The sequence below is a fragment of the Streptomyces sp. L-9-10 genome (genome assembly GCF_004151105.1).
In the GTDB taxonomy this organism is placed as follows: domain Bacteria; phylum Actinomycetota; class Actinomycetes; order Streptomycetales; family Streptomycetaceae; genus Streptomyces.
This window is the reverse complement of sequence record NZ_PHRF01000168.1, coordinates 147,967-165,985: the sequence shown is the minus strand read 5'-3', so window position 1 is coordinate 165,985 and position 18,019 is coordinate 147,967. Positions and strand designations below refer to the sequence as shown.

Sequence of the window (18,019 nt, the reverse complement as noted above, 5' to 3'; positions counted from 1 at the left end):
GGAGTTGACCGGTACTAATAGGCCGAGGGCTTGTCCTCAGTTGCTCGCGTCCACTGTGTTAGTTCTGAAGTAACGAACGGCCGTGTTGTTATCCAGCGGTTCGATATCTTCATAGTGTTTCGGTGGTCATTGCGTGAGGGAAACGCCCGGTTACATTCCGAACCCGGAAGCTAAGCCTCATAGCGCCGATGGTACTGCAGGGGGGACCCTGTGGGAGAGTAGGACGCCGCCGAACAATTTTTGATGGGAATGCCCCGCACCTTTGGTGCGGGGCATTTCTGCGTTCCGGGGCCGGATTAGGCTGAGTGCATGCGCTATGAACTGGTCATTTTCGATAATGACGGTGTCCTTGTCGACAGCGAGCCGCTCTCCAACACCATCCTGGCCGCCTATCTCACCGAACTGGGCCATCCCACTTCCTACGAGGACTCCCTCCGGGACTACATGGGAGCCGCCGTTCATCGCGTCCATGACCTGGTGAAGGAGCGGACCGGTCAGCTTCTGCCCACGGACTTCGACGACACCCTGCACGCCCGTGTCTTCGCCGCCTTCGAGCGGGAGTTGGAGCCCGTCGACGGAGTGACCGAGGTTCTGGAGAAGCTGGCCGGTGACGGGGTGTCCTACTGCGTCGCCTCCTCCGGGAGCCATGAGCGGATCCGCGTCGGGCACCGGAAGACCGGGCTGAGCCGGTGGTTCGAGGACAGCGTCATCTTCAGCGCGCAGGATGTCGGACGGGGCAAGCCGGCGCCCGATCTCTTCCTTCATGCCGCGGAGCGCATGGGTGTGGCACCGGGCCGCTGTGCCGTCGTGGAGGACAGCCCCCTCGGGGTCCGGGCCGCCAGGGCCGCGGGCATGGACGTGTTCGCGTTCACGGCCATGACACCCGCCGACCAGCTCCCGGGTGCCACTGGTTACTTCGGCAGGATGGCGGAACTACCGGGGTTGCTCGCCTGATCCGTTCCCTGGACCTGATCCGCCGCCGTGGGATGCGTGGGGCGGGATCCATTGTGTGATCCGCCTACCCATGGGTAGAGGAGCGTCCTACGCTGTCCGGCCATGACAGACGCGCGGTTGCGGCACGGTCGGCTCTCCCTGGCGCTGAGCTTCTTCGTCCAGGGGGTGACCTTCGCCCTGCTCGTGACGCGTATCCCCGCCATTCAGGACCGGTACGGGATATCCGACGCGCTCCTCCCTGTGTTCCTCGCCGCCGTGCCGGTGCTCGCCGGCGTCGGCAGTGTCGTCACCGAGAAGCTGGTCGCGCGGGTACGGCCCGGGGTGGTGTTGCGCTGGGCGCAGCCCGTCGTACTGCTGGCGCTCCTCGGCGCCGGGGCCGGTGACGAGGTGTGGCAGCTGGGCATCGCGCTGGCGGCGTTCGGGCTGTCGGTCGGTGCCCTGGACGCGTCCATGAACATGCTCGGGGTGAGTCTTCAACGGGCGTACGACCGGAGCATCATGCTCGGCTTCCACGCCGCGTACAGCCTCGGCGGGATCGCCGGGGCCTCGCTGGCCTGGGCCGGCGCGCACTGGGATCTGTCGCTGCTGGTGTCGTATCTCCCGGTGGTGGCCCTGCTGTTGCCGGCCGCGCTGATCGGCAGCCGTTGGTACGCCGATGCCGATGCCGATGCCGACGCCGACGCCGATTCCGCCCCTGGCGGCGACCGTACGGACGCGGGCACGGAGGGGGCGGCGGGCGCCGCGGGCAGGCCGCCGGTCGCGTTCAAGCTGCTCCTGCCGCTCTGCCTCGTCATGGCCTTCGCGTACATCGGTGACTCCACCGTGTCGAACTGGAGCGCCAAGTACCTCCAGGACGTCCTCGGCAGCTCGGAGGAGCTGGCGACCGTTCCGTACAACGCCTATATGGTCACCACGCTGCTGGGGCGGGCGGTCGGGGATCTGGGTGTGCGGCGGTTCGGTCCCGTGGCCGTCGTGCGGTGCGGGTCGCTGCTGGCGGGGGCCGGGTTCGCGGTGGTGGCGCTGGCGTCCGGTGCCTGGATGGGGATCCTCGGGTTCACGATGCTCGGGCTCGGGCTGTGTGTGATCGTTCCGCAGACTTTCGCGGCGGCCGGACGACTGTTTCCCGCCTCCAGCGACACGGCCGTGGCCCGGCTCAATATCTTCAACTACGTGGGGTTTCTGATCGGATCGCCGCTGGTGGGAGCACTTGGGGACCTGTGGAGCTACCGGGGCGCGATGCTCGTACCGATGGTGATGGTTTTGGTGACGCTCGCGTACGCCCACTCGTTCGGGACGGATCAGGACCGATACGGTGGCGGGCATGAGCGGCCGCGCACGGTTGATGTGGGATGACGCAGTAACGGGATACGACTTCGGGCCCAGCCATCCGATGGATCCCGTACGGCTCGTGCTGACCATGGGGTTGGTGCGGGCGTACGGACTGGACCGGGCGGCGGACGTGGTGGCCGCGCCGGCCGCCGGGGATTCGACGCTGCGCCTCGTCCACCAGCAGGAGTATGTGGACGCGGTACGGCGGGCCTCGCTGGATCCGCGCGCCGCCGACGGTTCGTACGGGCTCGGCACGCCGGACGATCCGGCCTTCGCGGGGATGCATGAGACGTCGGCGTTGATCGCCGGGCAGTCGGTCGGTGCGGCCGAGGCGGTGTGGCGCGGGGAGACCGCGCACGCCGTGAACTTCGCGGGCGGGCTGCACCACGCGATGCCCGGGGCGGCGTCCGGGTTCTGTATCTACAACGACGCGGCCCTGGCGATCGCGCGGCTCCTGGAGCTGGGCGCCGAGCGGGTCGCGTACATCGATGTGGATGTCCATCACGGGGACGGTGTCCAGACGGCGTTCTGGGAGGACCCCCGGGTGCTGACGGTGTCGCTGCACGAGCACCCGCGGACGCTCTTCCCGCAGACCGGCTGGGCGGAGGAGACCGGCGGGGGCGCGGGCGAGGGCAGCGCGGTGAACGTGGCGCTGCCCGCGGGGACGGGGGACGAGGGCTGGCTGCGGGCGTTCCACTCGGTGGTGCCCGAGCTGCTGGCGGACTTCCGGCCGCAGGTGCTGGTGACACAGCACGGCGCGGACACGCATTTCGAGGATCCGCTGGCGCATCTCGCGGTGTCCCTCGACGCGCAGCGTGCGGTGCAGGCGTCCTGCCATGACCTGGTGCACGAGTACGTGGACGGCGGGCGGTGGGTCGCGCTGGGCGGCGGCGGTTACGCGGTCGTCGATGTGGTGCCCCGGTCCTGGACCCATCTGGTGGGGATCGCCGCGCACGCGCCGATCGATCCGCTGTCGGAGGTGCCGGAGTCCTGGCGGGACGAGGTGTACGCGCGGACGCGGCAGCTGGGTCCCGGGCGGATGACGGACGGGCGGACGCCGGCCTGGCAGCCGTGGGAGGCCGGATACGATCCGGCGGACCGGCTGGACCAGGCGGTGCTGGCGACGCGCAAGGCGGTGTTCCCGCTGCGGGGGCTGCTGGCGTAGCGCCCGTCGGGTGGCGGTCCGGCGGGCGGCTGTTACGCCAACTGTGCGGTGAATCCGGGGTTCCGGCCCGCGGGAGTGCCGTAAGCGGCAGGATCGGCCGGGTGTTGAGCACCGGAGCGCTGCGGGCGCATCTGCTGGCGGCCAGGCTGGCCGGACCCGTGGCCACCTCGCGCGAGGCGAGTCTGCGCAGCTACCGTCTCTTCGCTATACGCGATCCACGCGTGACGCTCGGACTCGATCCGGAATGGGCATGGAATGAGCAGGACTTGCTCAAGCTCATGGCCGACAAGTGTGGAGTTTCCGCCGATTCCGATCATGTGTCGGGTCCTGATGTCATCGATCCCGAGCGGACGCTGAGCGCGCTGGACGCGTTCGCCGGCCGGCTGGGCGCTGTGGCGGAGCGGCGGGCTCCGGTGCTGCTCGGGACGGGGCATCCGCATCGGCTGCTCGGTTTCTACGCGGCGCTGGCAGACGCTTTGTCGGCGGCGGGATGTCTCGTTCTCACTCCCGCGCAGGGGCGATGTGTCGACATAACGACCCGGTTCGGGGTACGTACGTACAACCTTGACTACGTACGGGGAGTCGCGCTGATGCGGGAGTCCGGCGTGCGATGCGCCGGGCGTGAGACCGGCGCGCACACCCATTCACCCCTGCCGGTCCGGGTGGCCCTGGAGGATGTGGCGGAGTCCGGCGGCCCGCTGCCCGAGCTGGTCGTGGGAGACCACGGATGGGTCTGCGGGGCAGGTCAGCTGGGCATTGAGGCCATCGGTCTCGCCGATACGGACGACCCCGCGCTGTTCGTCGGGGAAGCGGAGGGACGGGTGTCCGTGGCCGTTCCCCTCGATGACGCCGTGCGGTCTGATTACTACTGGCCGCTTACGCGCTATGTACTCAATCGAGCGTGTCTGTCACAGTAGGCGGCCGAAGGCTGCTCCTCTTCCCCACTCGCATCACCCGCCCCTAGTCTGGTGAGTGAGCGCACAGCGACGAAGAGTTACCGGAGGGGAAGCCGGTGGCCGTCGCGTGCGGAAGGTACAGGTGGGTCATGGCTGCTGGCAGCGAGAGGCCTCTCAACGAGGTCAAGTTCCTTACCGTGGCGGAAGTCGCCTCAGTGATGCGAGTGTCGAAGATGACCGTGTACCGCTTGGTGCACAGCGGTCATCTGCCGGCGATCCGGGTGGGCAGGTCATTCCGGGTTCCGGAGCAAGCGGTTCACGAGTACCTCCGCGAGTCATTTGTGGGGGTCGAGTCTGCGTGATGCCGAGACCGGTACGGCTCGTTCCCCGTCGCGGCGAACGTCGCGGCGGGGCGCGTGGCGCCGGGAGAATCACCTCGGGTGTCCCTCGGATTACGTCCCTCACTCGGCGGCGGGTAGGCTAGGCCGACGTAGGTCGTGTGGGCCCAGACGCCCCGCACCGAGTGAAGAGAAGTGAGCGAGGGTAGTCGTGGGCTCTGTTATCAAGAAGCGGCGTAAGCGGATGGCCAAGAAGAAGCACCGCAAGCTGCTCAAGCGCACCCGCGTTCAGCGTCGCAACAAGAAGTAGCGGCAGCTGTTCGTGCATTCGCGGCCCTTCCACCGACATGGTGGGAGGGCCGCGGTGTTTGCCGGACAAAGAAATGGTGTGGCGCGCCCTACGGTCACCATGGCGCGATACCGACCCGATACGGTGGCGCCCACGGAGACTTTCAGGGGAAGGCGCTGATCTTGGGCAAGGTCGTGCTCGTGACAGGAGCGGCCCGTCAGCTCGGAGGCCGTTTCGTACGGCGCGTTCAGCGTGATTCCGAGGTGGACCGGGTCATCGCCGTGGACGCGGTCCCGCCCGCACATGAGTTGGGCGGGGCGCGATTCGTCCGCGCGGATATCCGGCAGCCGGTGATCGCGCGGATCCTGGCCGAACACGGAGTCGACACCGTCGTCCATCTGGATGTGACGGGCACTCCACTGGGCTCCGGCGGGCGTACCGCCGTCAAGGAGACCAACGTCATCGGCACGATGCAGCTGCTCGGCGCCTGCCAGAAATCGCCGACGGTGAAGCGGCTGGTGGTCAAGTCCAGTACGAGTGTGTACGGTTCCGCGCCCCGCGATCCGGCGATCTTCACGGAGACCACGCCGCCCAAATCGCTGCCGAGCGGCGGCTTCGCCAAGGACGCGGTGGAGGTCGAGGGATACGTACGCGGCTTCGCGCGGCGCAGACCGGATGTGGCGGTCTGTGTGCTGCGCTTCGCGAATATCCTGGGGCCCGCGGCGGATACACCGCTCGCCGAGTATCTGTCGCTGCCCGTGCTGCCGACGGTCTTCGGCTATGACCCGCGGCTCCAGTTCGTGCACGAGGACGATGTGATCGACGTCCTGCTGATCGCCTCCGACGAGCCGCGGCGCGGGACGCTCAACAGCGGGACCTTCAATGTCGCCGGTGAGGGTGTGCTGCTGCTCTCGCAGTGCTCACGGCGGCTGGGGCGGCCCACGGTGCCCGTTCCGCTGCCTGCCGTGACCTGGGTCGGTACGGCGCTGCGCACGGTCGGGATGACGGACTTCGCGCCGGAACAGATCAGGCTGTTGACCCATGGCCGGGTGGTCAGCACGGACCAGCTGCGCGAGACACTGGGCTTTGTACCCCGGTACACGACCGCGGAGGCCTTCGCGGACTTCGCGCGCGGCCGGGGTGCCGGGCTGCTGCCGCCGGAGGCGGTGGCCCGTACCGTCGACCGGCTCTCCACTCTCGTCAGCAAGGAGCGCATCTGACATGGCCGATGCCAAGGTCATCCCCTTCGGTGATGAACCGAGGTCGAGGCGTGGGTCCGCCGGCGGCCGGCGGCAGCACGCCAAGGACGGCGCCCCGAAGCGCTCGCAGGGAGCGGGAGCGGGAGCGGCGGCGGAACCGGGGCCGGGCGCCGGGCCGGGGCCGGCGACGGGACCTGGCTCCGTACGCAAGCCGGGACCGCTGGCGCCCGTACCGGAACTGGAACCGGAGGCGGAAGCGGAACTGGAGCCGGAGCCGGAACCGGAGCCCACGAGCGGCTGGGAGCGGCGCCTCGCGGGCGGGCTGGCGTTTCTGCGCCGACGGGTCACCGGCGAGTACGACATCGACGAGTTCGGGTACGACCAGGAGCTCACCGACCAGGTCCTGATGTCGTTGATCCGGCCGCTGTACGAGAACTACTTCCGGGTCGAGGTGAAGGGCATCGAGAACATCCCGTCGGACGGCGGGGCGCTCGTGGTGGCCAATCACTCGGGGACGCTGCCGCTGGACGGGCTGATGATGCAGGTCGCCGTCCGGGACAACCATCCGGCGGACCGGCATCTGCGGCTGCTGGCGGCCGATCTGGTCTTCATGCTGCCCGTGGTCAACGAGCTGGCGCGGAAGGCCGGGCACACCCTGGCATGCGCGGAGGACGCCGAGATACTGCTCCAGCGCGGTGAGGTCGTCGGGGTGATGCCGGAGGGCTTCAAAGGGCTCGGCAAGCCGTTCGGCGACCGGTACAAGCTTCAGCGGTTCGGCCGGGGCGGGTTCGTGTCGACGGCGCTGCGCGCGGGCGTGCCGATCGTGCCGTGCTCGATCGTGGGCGCCGAGGAGATCTATCCGATGATCGGCAACTCGCGGACGCTGGCGCGGCTGCTGGGCGTGCCGTACTTCCCGATCACGCCGACGTTCCCGTGGCTGGGGCCGCTGGGCATGGTGCCGCTGCCGACGAAGTGGACGATCCGGTTCGGTGAGCCGATCCCGACGGACGGCTATCCGCCGGAGGCGGCGGAGGATCCGATGCTGATGTTCAATCTGACGGATCAGGTGCGCGAGCAGATCCAGCACTCGCTGTACAAATTGCTGGTGCAGCGGCGGTCGGTGTTCTTCTGAGGGCCGGACAGGACCTAGGAGGGGACGTACGTATGAGGGGCGGTGCTCCGGTGGAGCACCGCCCCTCACCTGTACTGCCGCTGACGGTTACTGATCCGTGTCCTCGGCCTTGAAGCCGAGTCCTGGCAGCAGATCCGGCAGCAGCGGCGGGATCGTGACATCCGGTCCCGGACGGTCGGAGCTGTCCTGGTTCTCGGAAGGGGACGGGGTGACGCTGCTCTGTGGCGGGTCGAGCAGGCCGCCCGTGCCGCCGAGCAGGCCCTCCTCGGGCGCGCTGTCCGAGTCCTGTCCCGACACGTTGGGCTGGTCGCTGGTGTGCGAGCCGCTTCCGTCGCCCTCGCTCGGTGCGGAGGGCGAGGGATGGCTCTGATGACCGGAGCCCGGGGAGTCGGGTGTGGAGCCGGGCCGGGTGGTTCCCGCGTGCTTCTCCGGCGGGCGCGGCAGCAGCGACTGAAGCGGAGCGACCTCTTCGTCTATGGCGTCGAAGACCGAACTGACTTCGTTGCCGACGTCCGTCAGCTGGACGGGCAGCCGCTCGCGCAGCCCGTTCCAGGCCTGGCGGTGCGAGGAGGAGAACGACGAGAGGGTGGCGATCGGGCCGAGTGAGCCGTCCCGTTCGTATGCCTGATGGAGCAGGCGGTGGCCCTCGGTGACGTCGTGCTTCATCCCGCTCAGCGTGCGCCGGATCTCGGCCATGGATTCGTGGTCGAGCCGGCCGGAGCGGCCCCGCTCCATCAGTCGGCGGGTCTCGCTGAGCCTGGTCGAGGCGTGGTCCAGATACAGCTCGCCGCGGTCGGACTCGTCGTCCGCCAGATTGAGCTTGAAGTCCTCCATTCCTCGTTTCAGTCCGTACAGCGAGTCACCGGGCAGGGCGTCGGAGCTGGCGGCGGCGACACCGCTGAAGGCGCCCGCCGCCACACCGACTGTGAGCCCGCCCGCCGCAAGGCCTTTGGACCAGCGGGATCTGGGGCGCAATCTCCGGAGGCGGGAAGCCCGGTGGGCACCCCGTCCGGATTTGCGCTGCTCCGGCACCGTAGGGCCCGGAGTCGCCCCCCCGGCGGCTGTGTCCTCCAGCAGCATGGCCTCCATGGCTGCCACGAGCTGTGCTCGTTGCACCACTTTGACCTCGGGGTCCAGCGTCGGTTTCGGCAGTTCACCGAGACCACTCGCCAGGGCCAACAGCCGCCCCTGTTCGGCCGGTTCGGCCGACTCGGCGGGCTGTTCGGCCGCCGCGCCCTGGACCGTCTGGTCTTCCAGGGCCTGGGCGAAGGCGTTCGCCCGCCGGTGTGCCGAAACGTTCGCGATCACTGGCGGCACCTCCTCTCGTCATGACGATCGACTCCCCTGGGGGTCCGGAAGGTTGCACGCCTTGAGCACATCCACACGATTGAGTGAGTGGCTGCGGGCATGGCGTGACCGCAGGGAGCCTGCATCCCGCACAACGAGCGTCGCGGCACATGGGTTACGCGCGAAGGATGATCGGACCAGGCCGTCATCGAGGCGTCACCGACTGTGAGTTGGGTCCGAGGTGGGGGGCGGACAGAGGGTGAACGGCGGCCGGCGAGAGGTGGGGGGCGGGTGGGGGGACAGCGGCGGTCAGCGGGCGTCTTCGGGCAGGAGCCGGGCCAGTGTTCGTACGGCTCGGTACTGCAAAGTTTTGATCGCTCCTTCGTTCTTGCCCATGACGCGGGCCGTCTCGGCGACCGAGAGGCCTTGCAGGAAGCGCAGTGTGACGCACTCCTGCTGCTGCGGGTTGAGTTTGCGTACGGCTTCGAGCAGCGCCGCGTTCGAAAGCGACTCCAGGACGGAGTCCTCCGGGCTGCGCTCCACCTCGTTGGCGTCGAGCATTTCGCCCGTGGTCACTTCGAGACGGAAACGGCTCGATTTGAAGTGGTCCGCGACCAGGTTCCGGGCGATCGTGACCAGCCAGGCGCCGAAATCGCGCCCTTGCCAGGTGAAGGTGGAGATCCGGCGCAGGGCGCGCAGGAACGTCTCGCTGGTGAGATCCTCGGCGGTCGCCTTTCCGCCCACGCGGTAGTAGATATAGCGATAGACGGTGTCGCTGTACTGGTCGTACAGCCGGCCGAAGGCCTCGGCCTCACCGGCCTGGGCGCGCTCGACGAGTTCCATCATGCGGGCGCTGTCGCTGTCGGCGGTCGGCCGACGGGCGGTGGTCGAGGCGGCGGTGCTGCTTCGGCTCCCCCGTCTGCCGACCGCCGCACCGCCGCTCGCCAGGGCATAACAAGGACCGATAGGGCCGCTCACGGCAGGGGCCGGTGCGGCGAAGGCGGGGACGGCGTACGCGGTGGGGACGAAGCCGCGCAAGTGGTCGAGGACCGTTGCGCGCAGCGTAGCCAGGCCCGAGGCGTCAACCCCGACGTGTGGGTACACGGGACTCCCAGAGGCAGAGCTTCCATCACGTGCAGTGCGGGACCGTTCACTCGTCGTGGCGACGTGTGGGGTCCGGTATGCGTCTGAGGAGAATAACGCTTCGTACAGGCAGTGCTACACCCAGTTGCTCAAATCATCGATTACGTCGCTTCCATGACGCCTATGCGGCGTATCTAGTCGCACATCGTGACCATTTACTGATCGGATTGCGTCAAGATCTGCCTGCTCTCGTGATGGGTTGTGCCTGAGTGACGGATGTACGTACGGCCCCGCGGAGACTTCCGCAGGGCCGTACGTGTCGATTTGTCACCCGGCGGCGTGTCTCCGGGGCGTGTCTCTCGTTGCGGCCGGGTCGGACCGGGCCGGCGACGCAGAGTCAGCGGCGGCGGCGGTGCAGGGCGACCGCGGCCGCCGTGCCGCCCGCGAGGGCGCCCACTCCGGCCGCCGCCGGGATGCCGACCTTGGCCGCTTTGCGGCCGGTCCGGTAGTCGCGCAGCCGCCAGTCCAGCCGGCGCGCGTGCTTGCGGAGCTTGGTGTCCGGGTTGATGGCGTACGGGTGTCCGACGAGCGAGAGCATCGGGATGTCGTTGTGCGAGTCGCTGTACGCCGCGCAGCGGTCCAGGTCGAAGCCCTCGGTGGCGGCGAGGGCGCGGACGGCCTCGGCCTTCGCGGGGCCGTGCAGCGGTTCGCCGACGAGTTTGCCGGTGTAGACGCCGTCGATCGATTCGGCGACCGTGCCGAGGGCGCCGGTCAGGCCGAGCCGCCTGGCGATGATCGTCGCGGTCTCGACGGGCGCCGCCGTCACCAGCCAGACCTGCTGGCCCGCGTCCAGGTGGGCCTGGGCGAGGGCGCGGGTGCCGGGCCAGATCCGGTCGGCCATGTATTCGTCGTAGACCTCTTCGCCGATGGACATCAGCTCGGCGACCCGGTGGCCCTTGACGATGGACAGGGCGCTGTCGCGGGCGTCCTGCATGTGCTCGGGGTCCTCGACCCCGGCCAGCCGGAACCAGGTCTGCTGCCAGGCGAACCGGGCGAGCTCGCGGCGCTGGAAGAACTTCCGCTTGTACAGGCCGCGGCCCAGATGGAAGATCGCGGCGCCCTGCATCACGGTGTTGTCGAGATCGAAGAAGGCGGCGGCGCGGTTGTCGCCGAAGACGGGGAAGTCGGGCACCTCGTCGGCCTTGGCGGCCTCGGCCTCCGACGCCGCGTGCGACTCCTGTGTGGACCTGAGTCCTGCCTCGGCTGCGGCCTCGCCTGCGAGCACGCTCCGTGCGGTGGCGGAGCGCTTACGGGGGGTGAGCCATCCCAGTGCGGCCATAGCGTGAGCATAGCCAGTCTGTTCGGTACTTCCCGACGTGTGGGGGTGCCGTGGAGTGAACTCTCCGGGACCGGTGCGTTAATCCGCCGATCATGTGATCCGGCCCCGGCTGTGGATGACGCGCGCCCCCGTCGGCGGCGCGGGCGGAGAATGGCCCGCATGAGTCCTCTGCTGCGACGTACGACGAAGAAGAAGGCGGGCGAGCGGATGGTGACGCTCGTCTCGAAACCCGGATGTCATCTCTGTGACGATGCCCGCTCCGTGATCGAAACGGTGTGCGCGGAGACCGGAGCATCATGGGAGGAAAAGGATATTACGCAGGACGAGGCGCTGCATCGCGCGTACTGGGAGCAGATTCCGGTGGTCCTGGTGGACGGGGAGCGGCACACGTTCTGGCGGGTCGACGCCGATCGGCTCCGTCGTGAACTGGGGGGCTGAAGGGAAAGACGGTTACCATCGTGGGCGCTTTGCTGGGTTTTCTCTGGTGATCATGCTCCGGGCCGCGAGGGTGGCCCCGAGGTGTTGCCGGGCGTCCGGGGATCGGTCCCGGGAGGGTTAAGGGGAGCGGTCTCGGGGGCGTAATTCGTGAGGAGTGTGTGCGGTTTTGCCCCCTTCGTGTGTGCAACGGGTCGACGCGGTGCGCGGTTCCACTCTCGTGGGATCGACGCGCGTGACCCCGGTCACTTTGCTCGGACAAAGCGGACACAATCTTTGTGCACGCGTTCACAAAGACATAACCTGCATTCGACGGGGCGGTCCAGGGACATACGACCGCCTGCAGCCTCGCTCATCCCGCAGGAGCACCGTGGCAACTGGCCGAACTCACCGACCGGCGACTCGTAGCCGAGGAATCCCCGAGGCCACCGTCGCCAGGCTTCCGCTGTATCTGCGGGCGCTGACCGCTCTGTCCGAGCGTTCGGTACCCACGGTCTCCTCCGAAGAGCTCGCGACCGCGGCCGGGGTCAACTCCGCCAAGCTGCGGAAGGACTTCTCCTACCTCGGCTCCTACGGGACCAGGGGTGTGGGCTACGACGTCGAGTATCTCGTCTACCAGATCTCCCGCGAGCTGGGGCTGACGCAGGACTGGCCGGTCGTCATCGTCGGTATCGGTAACCTCGGCGCCGCGCTCGCCAACTACGGCGGGTTCGCCTCCCGTGGGTTCCGGGTCGCCGCGCTGATAGACGCCGACCCCGCGATGGCGGGCAAGCCGGTCGCCGGGATGCCGGTCCAGCACGCGGACGAGCTGGAGAAGATCATCACCGACAACGGCGTCTCGATCGGGGTCATCGCGACCCCCGCGGGCGCCGCCCAGCAGGTCTGTGAGCGGCTGGTCGCCGCCGGTGTGACCTCGATCCTCAACTTCGCGCCGACCGTGCTCTCCGTGCCGGACGGTGTGGACGTGCGCAAGGTCGACCTCTCCATCGAGCTCCAGATCCTCGCCTTCCACGAGCAGCGCAAGGCCGGTGAGGGGGCCGCCGCGGAAGCGGCGCTCGCCGCCGAGCGCGGGAGCGCGGTGCATGTGGCGGACGCGGTGGAGGCGGACGCCGCGGACGCGGACGTGGACGCCCCGGAGGCGGACAGCGCCGCCGCGAGCCGGAAGGGACCCGACGGGGACGTTCCCGCGGTGATGCCGGCATGAGCCTCCTGGTCGTCGGAGTGAGCCACCGCAGCGCACCCGTGAGTGTGCTGGAGCGGGCGTCCCTCACCACCGCCACACAGATCGAGCTGTTGCAGGACTCGCTCGCCGCCGAGCCCGCGACCGAGGCCGCGGTCCTCGCCACCTGCAACCGCATCGAGCTGTACGCCGACGTCGACAAGTTCCACGCCGGGGTCGCCGAGCTGTCCACGCTCCTCGCCCGGCACAGCGGCGTCGGCCTGGAGGAGCTCACTCCCCATCTCTATGTGCACTACGAGGACCGGGCCGTCCACCATCTCTTCTCGGTGGCCTGCGGGCTCGACTCGATGGTCGTCGGCGAGGGCCAGATCCTCGGGCAGATCAAGGACGCGCTGGCGCTCGGGCAGGAGCTGCACACCGCGGGCCGGCTGCTCAACGACCTCTTCCAGCAGGCCCTGCGGGTCGGCAAGCGCGCCCACAGCGAGACCGGGATCGACCGGGCCGGGCAGTCCCTGGTCACCTTCGGCCTGGAGCAGCTCGCCGCCGGAGCCGCCGTGGACGCCTGGGCCAAGAAGAAGCGCGCGCTGGTGATCGGCGCGGGCTCGATGTCCTCGCTGGCGGCCGCGACGCTCGCGCGCGTCGGCATCGACGAGATAGTCATCGCCAACCGCACGGCCGCGCGCGCCGACCGGCTCGTACAGATCCTGACCGAGCCCGGCTCGACGGGCGTCCTCGCCCGCGCGGTGGACATGAGCGCCCTCGCGGACGAGCTGCCCCACGCCGATGTGGTGGTGTCCTGCACGGGCGCGACGGGTCTGGTGCTGACCGCCGGGGCCGTCGAGGCGGCGCTGCACGGCCGTACGGGCCGGCTGGACCTGCTCGACCTGGCCATGCCCCGGGACATCGACGCCGCCGTACACCGCCTCGGCGGGGTCCGGTTCGTGGACATCGAGTCGCTGGCCGAGGCATCCGCCGACGCCCCCATGGCCGCCGACGTCGATCAGGTACGCACCATCGTCTCCGACGAGGTGGCGGCCTTCGGCGCCGCCCAGCGCGCCGCTCACATCACGCCGACCGTGGTCGCGCTGCGCGCCATGGCCGCCGACGTGGTGAGCAGCGAGGTCGCGCGCCTCGAAGGCAGGCTCCCCGGTCTTGACGACAAGCAGCGCGCCGAGATCACCAGGACCGTGCGCCGCGTCGTCGACAAACTCCTGCACGCGCCCACCGTGCGGGTCAAGCAGCTGGCAGGCGAGCCCGGCGGCGCCGGGTACGCGGACGCGCTGCGTGAACTCTTCGACCTCGACCCGCAGACGGTCGCCGCCGTCAGCCGGGCCGACCTGAATGACACCGACGGTGTAGGCAGAGGGCGAGTATGACCGAGAAGGTACTGAGGCCCGAGAAGCCGCTGCGGCTCGGAACCAGGCGCAGCAAGCTCGCCATGGCACAGTCCGGCCAGGTGGCGGACGCCGTGCGTGAGCTGAGCGGCCGGCCGGTGGAGCTGGTCGAGATCACCACGTACGGTGACACCTCCCGCGAGCATCTCGCGCAGATCGGCGGCACGGGCGTCTTCGTCACCGCGCTGCGCGACGCGCTGCTGGCGGGCGAGGTCGACTTCGCCGTGCACTCCCTCAAGGATCTGCCGACGACCCAGCCCGACGATCTGACGCTGGCGGCCGTGCCGCGCCGCGAGGACCCCCGGGACGTGCTGATCGCGCGCGACGGGCTGGCCTTCGGGGACCTGCCTCCGGGCGCCCGGGTCGGTACGGGGTCGCCGCGCCGGATGGCGCAGCTCAACGCGTACGCGCGCAACCACGGCCGCACCATCGAAACCGTACCGATCCGCGGGAACATCGACACGCGGATCGGCTATGTCAGCGGAGGGGAGCTCGACGCGGTCGTGCTCGCCGCCGCCGGGCTTCACCGCATCGGCCGGATCGGAGAGGTGACCGAGTTCCTGTCGGTCGACACGGTCCTGCCCGCCCCCGGCCAGGGGGCCCTTGCTGTCGAGTGCGCCGCGGTCAACGTGGACCTCGCCGCAGTGCTCGCCGAGCTCGACGACCCGTACACCCGGGCCGCCGTGACCGCCGAGCGTTCCCTGCTCGCCGCCCTGGAGGCCGGCTGCAGCGCACCCGTGGGTGCGTTGGCCGACCTGCTGGCCGACGGACAGGTTGTCAACGAAATGCGCCTGCGCGGCGTCGTCGGCACGACCGACGGCTCGACGCTGGTGCAGCTGTCCACCACCGGTCCCGTACCCACGTCGCACGGCGACGCCATCGCGCTCGGTCGCGAACTCGCGTCCGAGATGCTCGCCAAGGGTGCGGCCGGTCTTATGGGGGAGCGAGCACTTTGAGCCCCACCACCTCTGACCTTCCAGCCTGCTCCGCATCGGGGCACGTCACCTTCCTCGGTGCCGGACCCGGAGATCCGGGTCTGCTGACACTCCGCGCCGTCGAGGCGCTCGCGGGGGCGGATGTACTGATTGCCGAGCCTGATGTGCTCGAAGTCGTACGCGGCCACGCCAGGGCGGGTGTGCACACCCCTGCGCTGACGGTTGTTGACGATGTGTCAGCAGCCGCCGGGATCCCCGCGATCCGGGATGCGGCCAATCTTGTCATGGAGGCCGCGCGGGGCGGCAAGCGGGTCGTGCGTGCGGTCTCCGGTGACCCGGGGCTGGACGGCGACGCGGGCACGGAGATGCTCGCCTGTGCCACCGCGGGCATTCCCTTCGAAGTCGTCCCGGGCATCGCCGCCGCGGTCGGTGTGCCGGCGTACGCCGGGGTACCGCTGCGCGACGCCCAGGGCACGGACGTACGGCTCGTGGACGCCAGGACCGCCAGCGAGCGGTGCTGGACCGAGGTCGGCGCGAGCGACGGCACGGTCGTCGTCTCCACCACCCTGGAGACGGTCGCGGGCGCCGCCGGTGAGCTGGTCGCGGCCGGCCGCAAGCCGGACACCCCGATGACGGTCACCGTCGCCGGTACGACGACCCGTCAGCGCACCTGGAACGCCACGCTCGGCACCATCGCGCAGGTCCTGAAGCACGCGAAGGTCCTGCCCTCCCCGGAGGGACACCAGCCGGTCATAGCCGTGGTCGGTGAGCGCAGTGCCGCCGCGCAGCGCGACCAGCTCGCGTGGTTCGAGTCCAAGCCCCTGTTCGGCTGGAAGGTGCTCGTTCCGCGTACGAAGGAGCAGGCGGCGTCGCTCTCCGACCAGCTCAGGTCGTACGGCGCGGTCCCGCACGAGGTCCCGACCATCGCGGTCGAGCCGCCCCGCACGCCCCAGCAGATGGAGCGCGCGGTCAAGGGCCTGGTCACCGGCCGCTACGAGTGGATCGCGTTCACCTCCGTCAACGCGGTGAAGGCGGTACGGGAGAAGTTCGAGGAGTACGGGCTCGACGCCCGTGCCTTCGCCGGGATCAAGGTCGCCGCGGTGGGCGAGCAGACCGCCGCGTCGCTCGTGGACTTCGGGGTGAAGCCCGACCTGGTGCCGTCCGGCGAGCAGTCGGCGGCCGGGCTGCTGGAGGACTGGCCGCCGTACGACCCGGTCTTCGACCCGATCGACCGGGTGTTCCTGCCGCGCGCGGACATCGCCACCGAGACGCTGGTGGCGGGGCTGATCGAGCTGGGCTGGGAGGTGGACGACGTCACCGCGTACCGCACGGTGCGCGCGTCGCCGCCGCCGGCCGAGACCCGTGAGGCGATCAAGGGCGGCGGCTTCGACGCCGTGCTCTTCACCTCGTCCTCGACCGTGCGGAACCTGGTCGGTATCGCGGGCAAGCCGCACAACGTGACGGTGATCGCGTGCATCGGCCCGGCGACGGCGAAGACCGCCGAGGAGCACGGGCTGCGCGTCGACGTCCTCTCGCCCGAGCCGTCGGTGCACAAGCTGGCCGAGGCGCTCGCCGCGTTCGGCACGCAGCGCCGCGAGGCGGCGAAGGAGGCGGGCGAAACGGTCACGCGGCCGAGCGAGCGCCGGCCGGGCAGCCGCAGGCGCCGTACGACCTGAGGGGCGTACGACCTGAGCGCCGTACGACCTGAGGGGCGTACGGACCGGAGGAGTGTGGGGCCGGGTCGCCGAGGCGGCCGGGCCCCGCGGTCGTTCCCGGGCGTACATCGCCGGGCCTGTCTCTCCGGTCTCTCCGGCGCCCTCGGTTTCCGGGGCCCTCGGTAACCGGGGCTGCTTCCCGGTCCCGGCTCCCGGGCTGGTCCGGTCCGCCGACGGGGCTGTTCCGGCCGGGAGGCGGGGCGGTTTCCCGGTCGCCGTGTCGGTAAAGGGGCGGGGATGCCGGGTTTATGGTCGAAGGTGGTCCGACGGCCGGCCGGGCCCCGACGAAGCAGCAGACCCAAGAGGCGACTGACGATGACTGTGCACGGATCCTTCCCCGGCTCGCGGCCCCGGCGGCTGCGGGTGAACCCGGTGATGCGACGGATGGTGGCCGAGACCCGGCTGCACCCGGCGGATTTCATCCTTCCCGCGTTCGTACGCGAGGGCATCAGCCGGCCCGTCCCCATCTCCGCGATGCCCGGCGTCGTCCAGCACACGCTGGACACGCTGCGCAAGACGGCGGTGGAGGCGGCCTCGGCCGGTGTCTCCGGGATCATGCTCTTCGGCGTCCCCGAGGAGGAGAAGAAGGACGCGGCGGGTACGGCGGGCACGGACCCGGACGGCATCCTCCAGGCCGCTATCCGCGCGGTGCGCGAAGAGGTCGGGGACGACCTGGTGGTCATGTCCGACCTGTGCCTGGACGAGTTCACCGACCACGGCCACTGCGGGGTACTGGACGACCAGGGACGGGTCGACAACGACGCGACCCTGGAACGGTACGCCGAGATGGCCCAGGTCCAGGCCGACGCGGGTGCCCATGTGGTGGGCCCCAGCGGCATGATGGACGGCCAGATCGGGGTCGTGCGCGACGCGCTCGACACGATCGGCAGGGAGGACGTGTCGATCCTCGCGTACACCGTGAAGTACTCGTCGGCGTATTTCGGCCCGTTCCGTGAGGCCGTCGGCTCCTCGCTGAAGGGCGACCGCAAGACCTACCAGCAGGACCCGGCGAACGTCCGGGACTCCCTGCGCGAGCTGGCGCTCGACCTCCAGGAGGGCGCCGACATGGTGATGGTGAAGCCGGCGCTGCCGTATCTGGACATCCTGGCGCGCGTCGCGGCGGAGACGGACGTGCCGGTCGCGGCGTACCAGATCTCCGGCGAGTACTCGATGGTCGAGGCGGCGGCGGAGAAGGGCTGGATCGACCGCGACGCGGCGATCCTGGAGGCCCTGACCGGAATCAAGCGCGCGGGCGCGAACATGATCCTCACGTACTGGGCCACGGAGGTGGCACGGAAACTCTGATGTCGGAGGCTGCTGGTAGAACAAGGCGCACCGAAGCCGGACCC

The 18,019-nt window shown here is 69.7% G+C and carries 17 protein-coding genes and 1 rRNA gene; 15 read left to right on the top strand and 3 right to left on the bottom strand.

Annotation, left to right across the window (positions count from 1 at the left end; genetic code table 11):
• Positions 1-118: 118 nt before the first annotated feature.
• From rrf to CU044_RS37040, 9 genes are all read left to right on the top strand, one after another.
• A 5S ribosomal RNA gene (gene rrf / locus CU044_RS37080) occupies positions 119-235 on the top strand.
• Between the two features lie 74 nt (positions 236-309).
• On the top strand, positions 310-954 hold the full coding sequence (locus CU044_RS37075; protein ID WP_129773342.1) for an HAD family hydrolase: 645 nt from the start codon (positions 310-312) through the stop codon (positions 952-954).
• A 102-nt stretch (positions 955-1,056) separates the two neighbouring features.
• On the top strand, positions 1,057-2,307 hold the full coding sequence (locus CU044_RS37070) for an MFS transporter (RefSeq protein ID WP_129773340.1): 1,251 nt from the start codon (positions 1,057-1,059) through the stop codon (positions 2,305-2,307).
• Positions 2,276-3,448 carry an acetoin utilization protein AcuC gene (locus tag CU044_RS37065; RefSeq protein ID WP_129773338.1) on the top strand — a complete coding sequence of 391 codons (1,173 nt, stop codon included), beginning with the start codon at positions 2,276-2,278 and terminating at the stop codon, positions 3,446-3,448. The genes CU044_RS37070 and CU044_RS37065 overlap by 32 nt, the downstream gene beginning before the upstream one ends.
• Positions 3,449-3,549: 101 nt before the next feature.
• Complete coding sequence (locus CU044_RS37060; RefSeq protein ID WP_129773336.1) at positions 3,550-4,365, top strand: phosphatase; 816 nt, start codon at positions 3,550-3,552, stop codon at positions 4,363-4,365.
• 128 nt (positions 4,366-4,493) lie between these two features.
• Complete coding sequence (locus tag CU044_RS37055) at positions 4,494-4,706, top strand: helix-turn-helix domain-containing protein (protein WP_014046653.1); 213 nt, start codon at positions 4,494-4,496, stop codon at positions 4,704-4,706.
• A gap of 187 nt (positions 4,707-4,893) precedes the next feature.
• Positions 4,894-4,992: an AURKAIP1/COX24 domain-containing protein gene (locus CU044_RS37050; protein WP_003948845.1), complete on the top strand. Its 99-nt coding sequence runs from the start codon at positions 4,894-4,896 to the stop codon at positions 4,990-4,992.
• A gap of 161 nt (positions 4,993-5,153) precedes the next feature.
• Positions 5,154-6,191, top strand: a complete 1,038-nt coding sequence (locus CU044_RS37045; protein ID WP_129773334.1) for an NAD-dependent epimerase/dehydratase family protein — start codon at positions 5,154-5,156, stop codon at positions 6,189-6,191.
• Position 6,192: 1 nt separating this feature from the next.
• Positions 6,193-7,302, top strand: coding sequence for a lysophospholipid acyltransferase family protein (locus CU044_RS37040; RefSeq protein WP_129773332.1), 1,110 nt, complete (start codon positions 6,193-6,195; stop codon positions 7,300-7,302).
• A gap of 87 nt (positions 7,303-7,389) precedes the next feature.
• On the opposite strand, the gene CU044_RS37035 is transcribed toward CU044_RS37040, so the two are convergent.
• The 3 genes from CU044_RS37035 to CU044_RS37025 all read right to left on the bottom strand — a co-directional run bounded on the left by CU044_RS37035 (position 7,390) and on the right by CU044_RS37025 (position 11,011).
• Complete coding sequence (locus CU044_RS37035; RefSeq protein WP_129773330.1) at positions 7,390-8,610, bottom strand: DUF5667 domain-containing protein; 1,221 nt, start codon at positions 8,608-8,610, stop codon at positions 7,390-7,392.
• A gap of 288 nt (positions 8,611-8,898) precedes the next feature.
• On the bottom strand, positions 8,899-9,693 hold the full coding sequence (locus CU044_RS37030) for an ECF subfamily RNA polymerase sigma factor, BldN family (RefSeq protein ID WP_129773328.1): 795 nt from the start codon (positions 9,691-9,693) through the stop codon (positions 8,899-8,901).
• Positions 9,694-10,069: 376 nt separating this feature from the next.
• Positions 10,070-11,011 carry an HAD-IB family hydrolase gene (locus CU044_RS37025; RefSeq protein ID WP_129773326.1) on the bottom strand — a complete coding sequence of 314 codons (942 nt, stop codon included), beginning with the start codon at positions 11,009-11,011 and terminating at the stop codon, positions 10,070-10,072.
• A 159-nt stretch (positions 11,012-11,170) separates the two neighbouring features.
• On the opposite strand from CU044_RS37025, the gene CU044_RS37020 reads away from it, so the two are divergent.
• From CU044_RS37020 to hemB, 6 genes are all read left to right on the top strand, one after another.
• Complete coding sequence (locus tag CU044_RS37020; RefSeq protein ID WP_129773324.1) at positions 11,171-11,449, top strand: glutaredoxin family protein; 279 nt, start codon at positions 11,171-11,173, stop codon at positions 11,447-11,449.
• Positions 11,450-11,816: 367 nt separating this feature from the next.
• Positions 11,817-12,650, top strand: coding sequence for a redox-sensing transcriptional repressor Rex (locus CU044_RS37015; protein WP_129773322.1), 834 nt, complete (start codon positions 11,817-11,819; stop codon positions 12,648-12,650).
• On the top strand, positions 12,647-14,002 hold the full coding sequence (locus tag CU044_RS37010; RefSeq protein ID WP_129773320.1) for a glutamyl-tRNA reductase: 1,356 nt from the start codon (positions 12,647-12,649) through the stop codon (positions 14,000-14,002). Before CU044_RS37015 ends, CU044_RS37010 begins: the two co-directional genes overlap by 4 nt.
• The gene (gene hemC, locus CU044_RS37005) at positions 13,999-14,976 is read left to right on the top strand and encodes a hydroxymethylbilane synthase (RefSeq protein ID WP_129773318.1); all 978 of its coding nucleotides are present in this window, start codon (positions 13,999-14,001) and stop codon (positions 14,974-14,976) included. Before CU044_RS37010 ends, hemC begins: the two co-directional genes overlap by 4 nt.
• A complete protein-coding gene (locus CU044_RS37000; protein ID WP_129773316.1) occupies positions 14,973-16,631 on the top strand; it encodes a bifunctional uroporphyrinogen-III C-methyltransferase/uroporphyrinogen-III synthase in 1,659 nt (552 codons plus the stop codon). The genes hemC and CU044_RS37000 overlap by 4 nt, the downstream gene beginning before the upstream one ends.
• Positions 16,632-16,985: 354 nt before the next feature.
• Entirely contained in the window at positions 16,986-17,975 is a 990-nt protein-coding gene (gene hemB, locus CU044_RS36995) for a porphobilinogen synthase (protein ID WP_129773314.1), read from the top strand.
• The last annotated feature ends 44 nt before the right edge of the window (positions 17,976-18,019 follow it).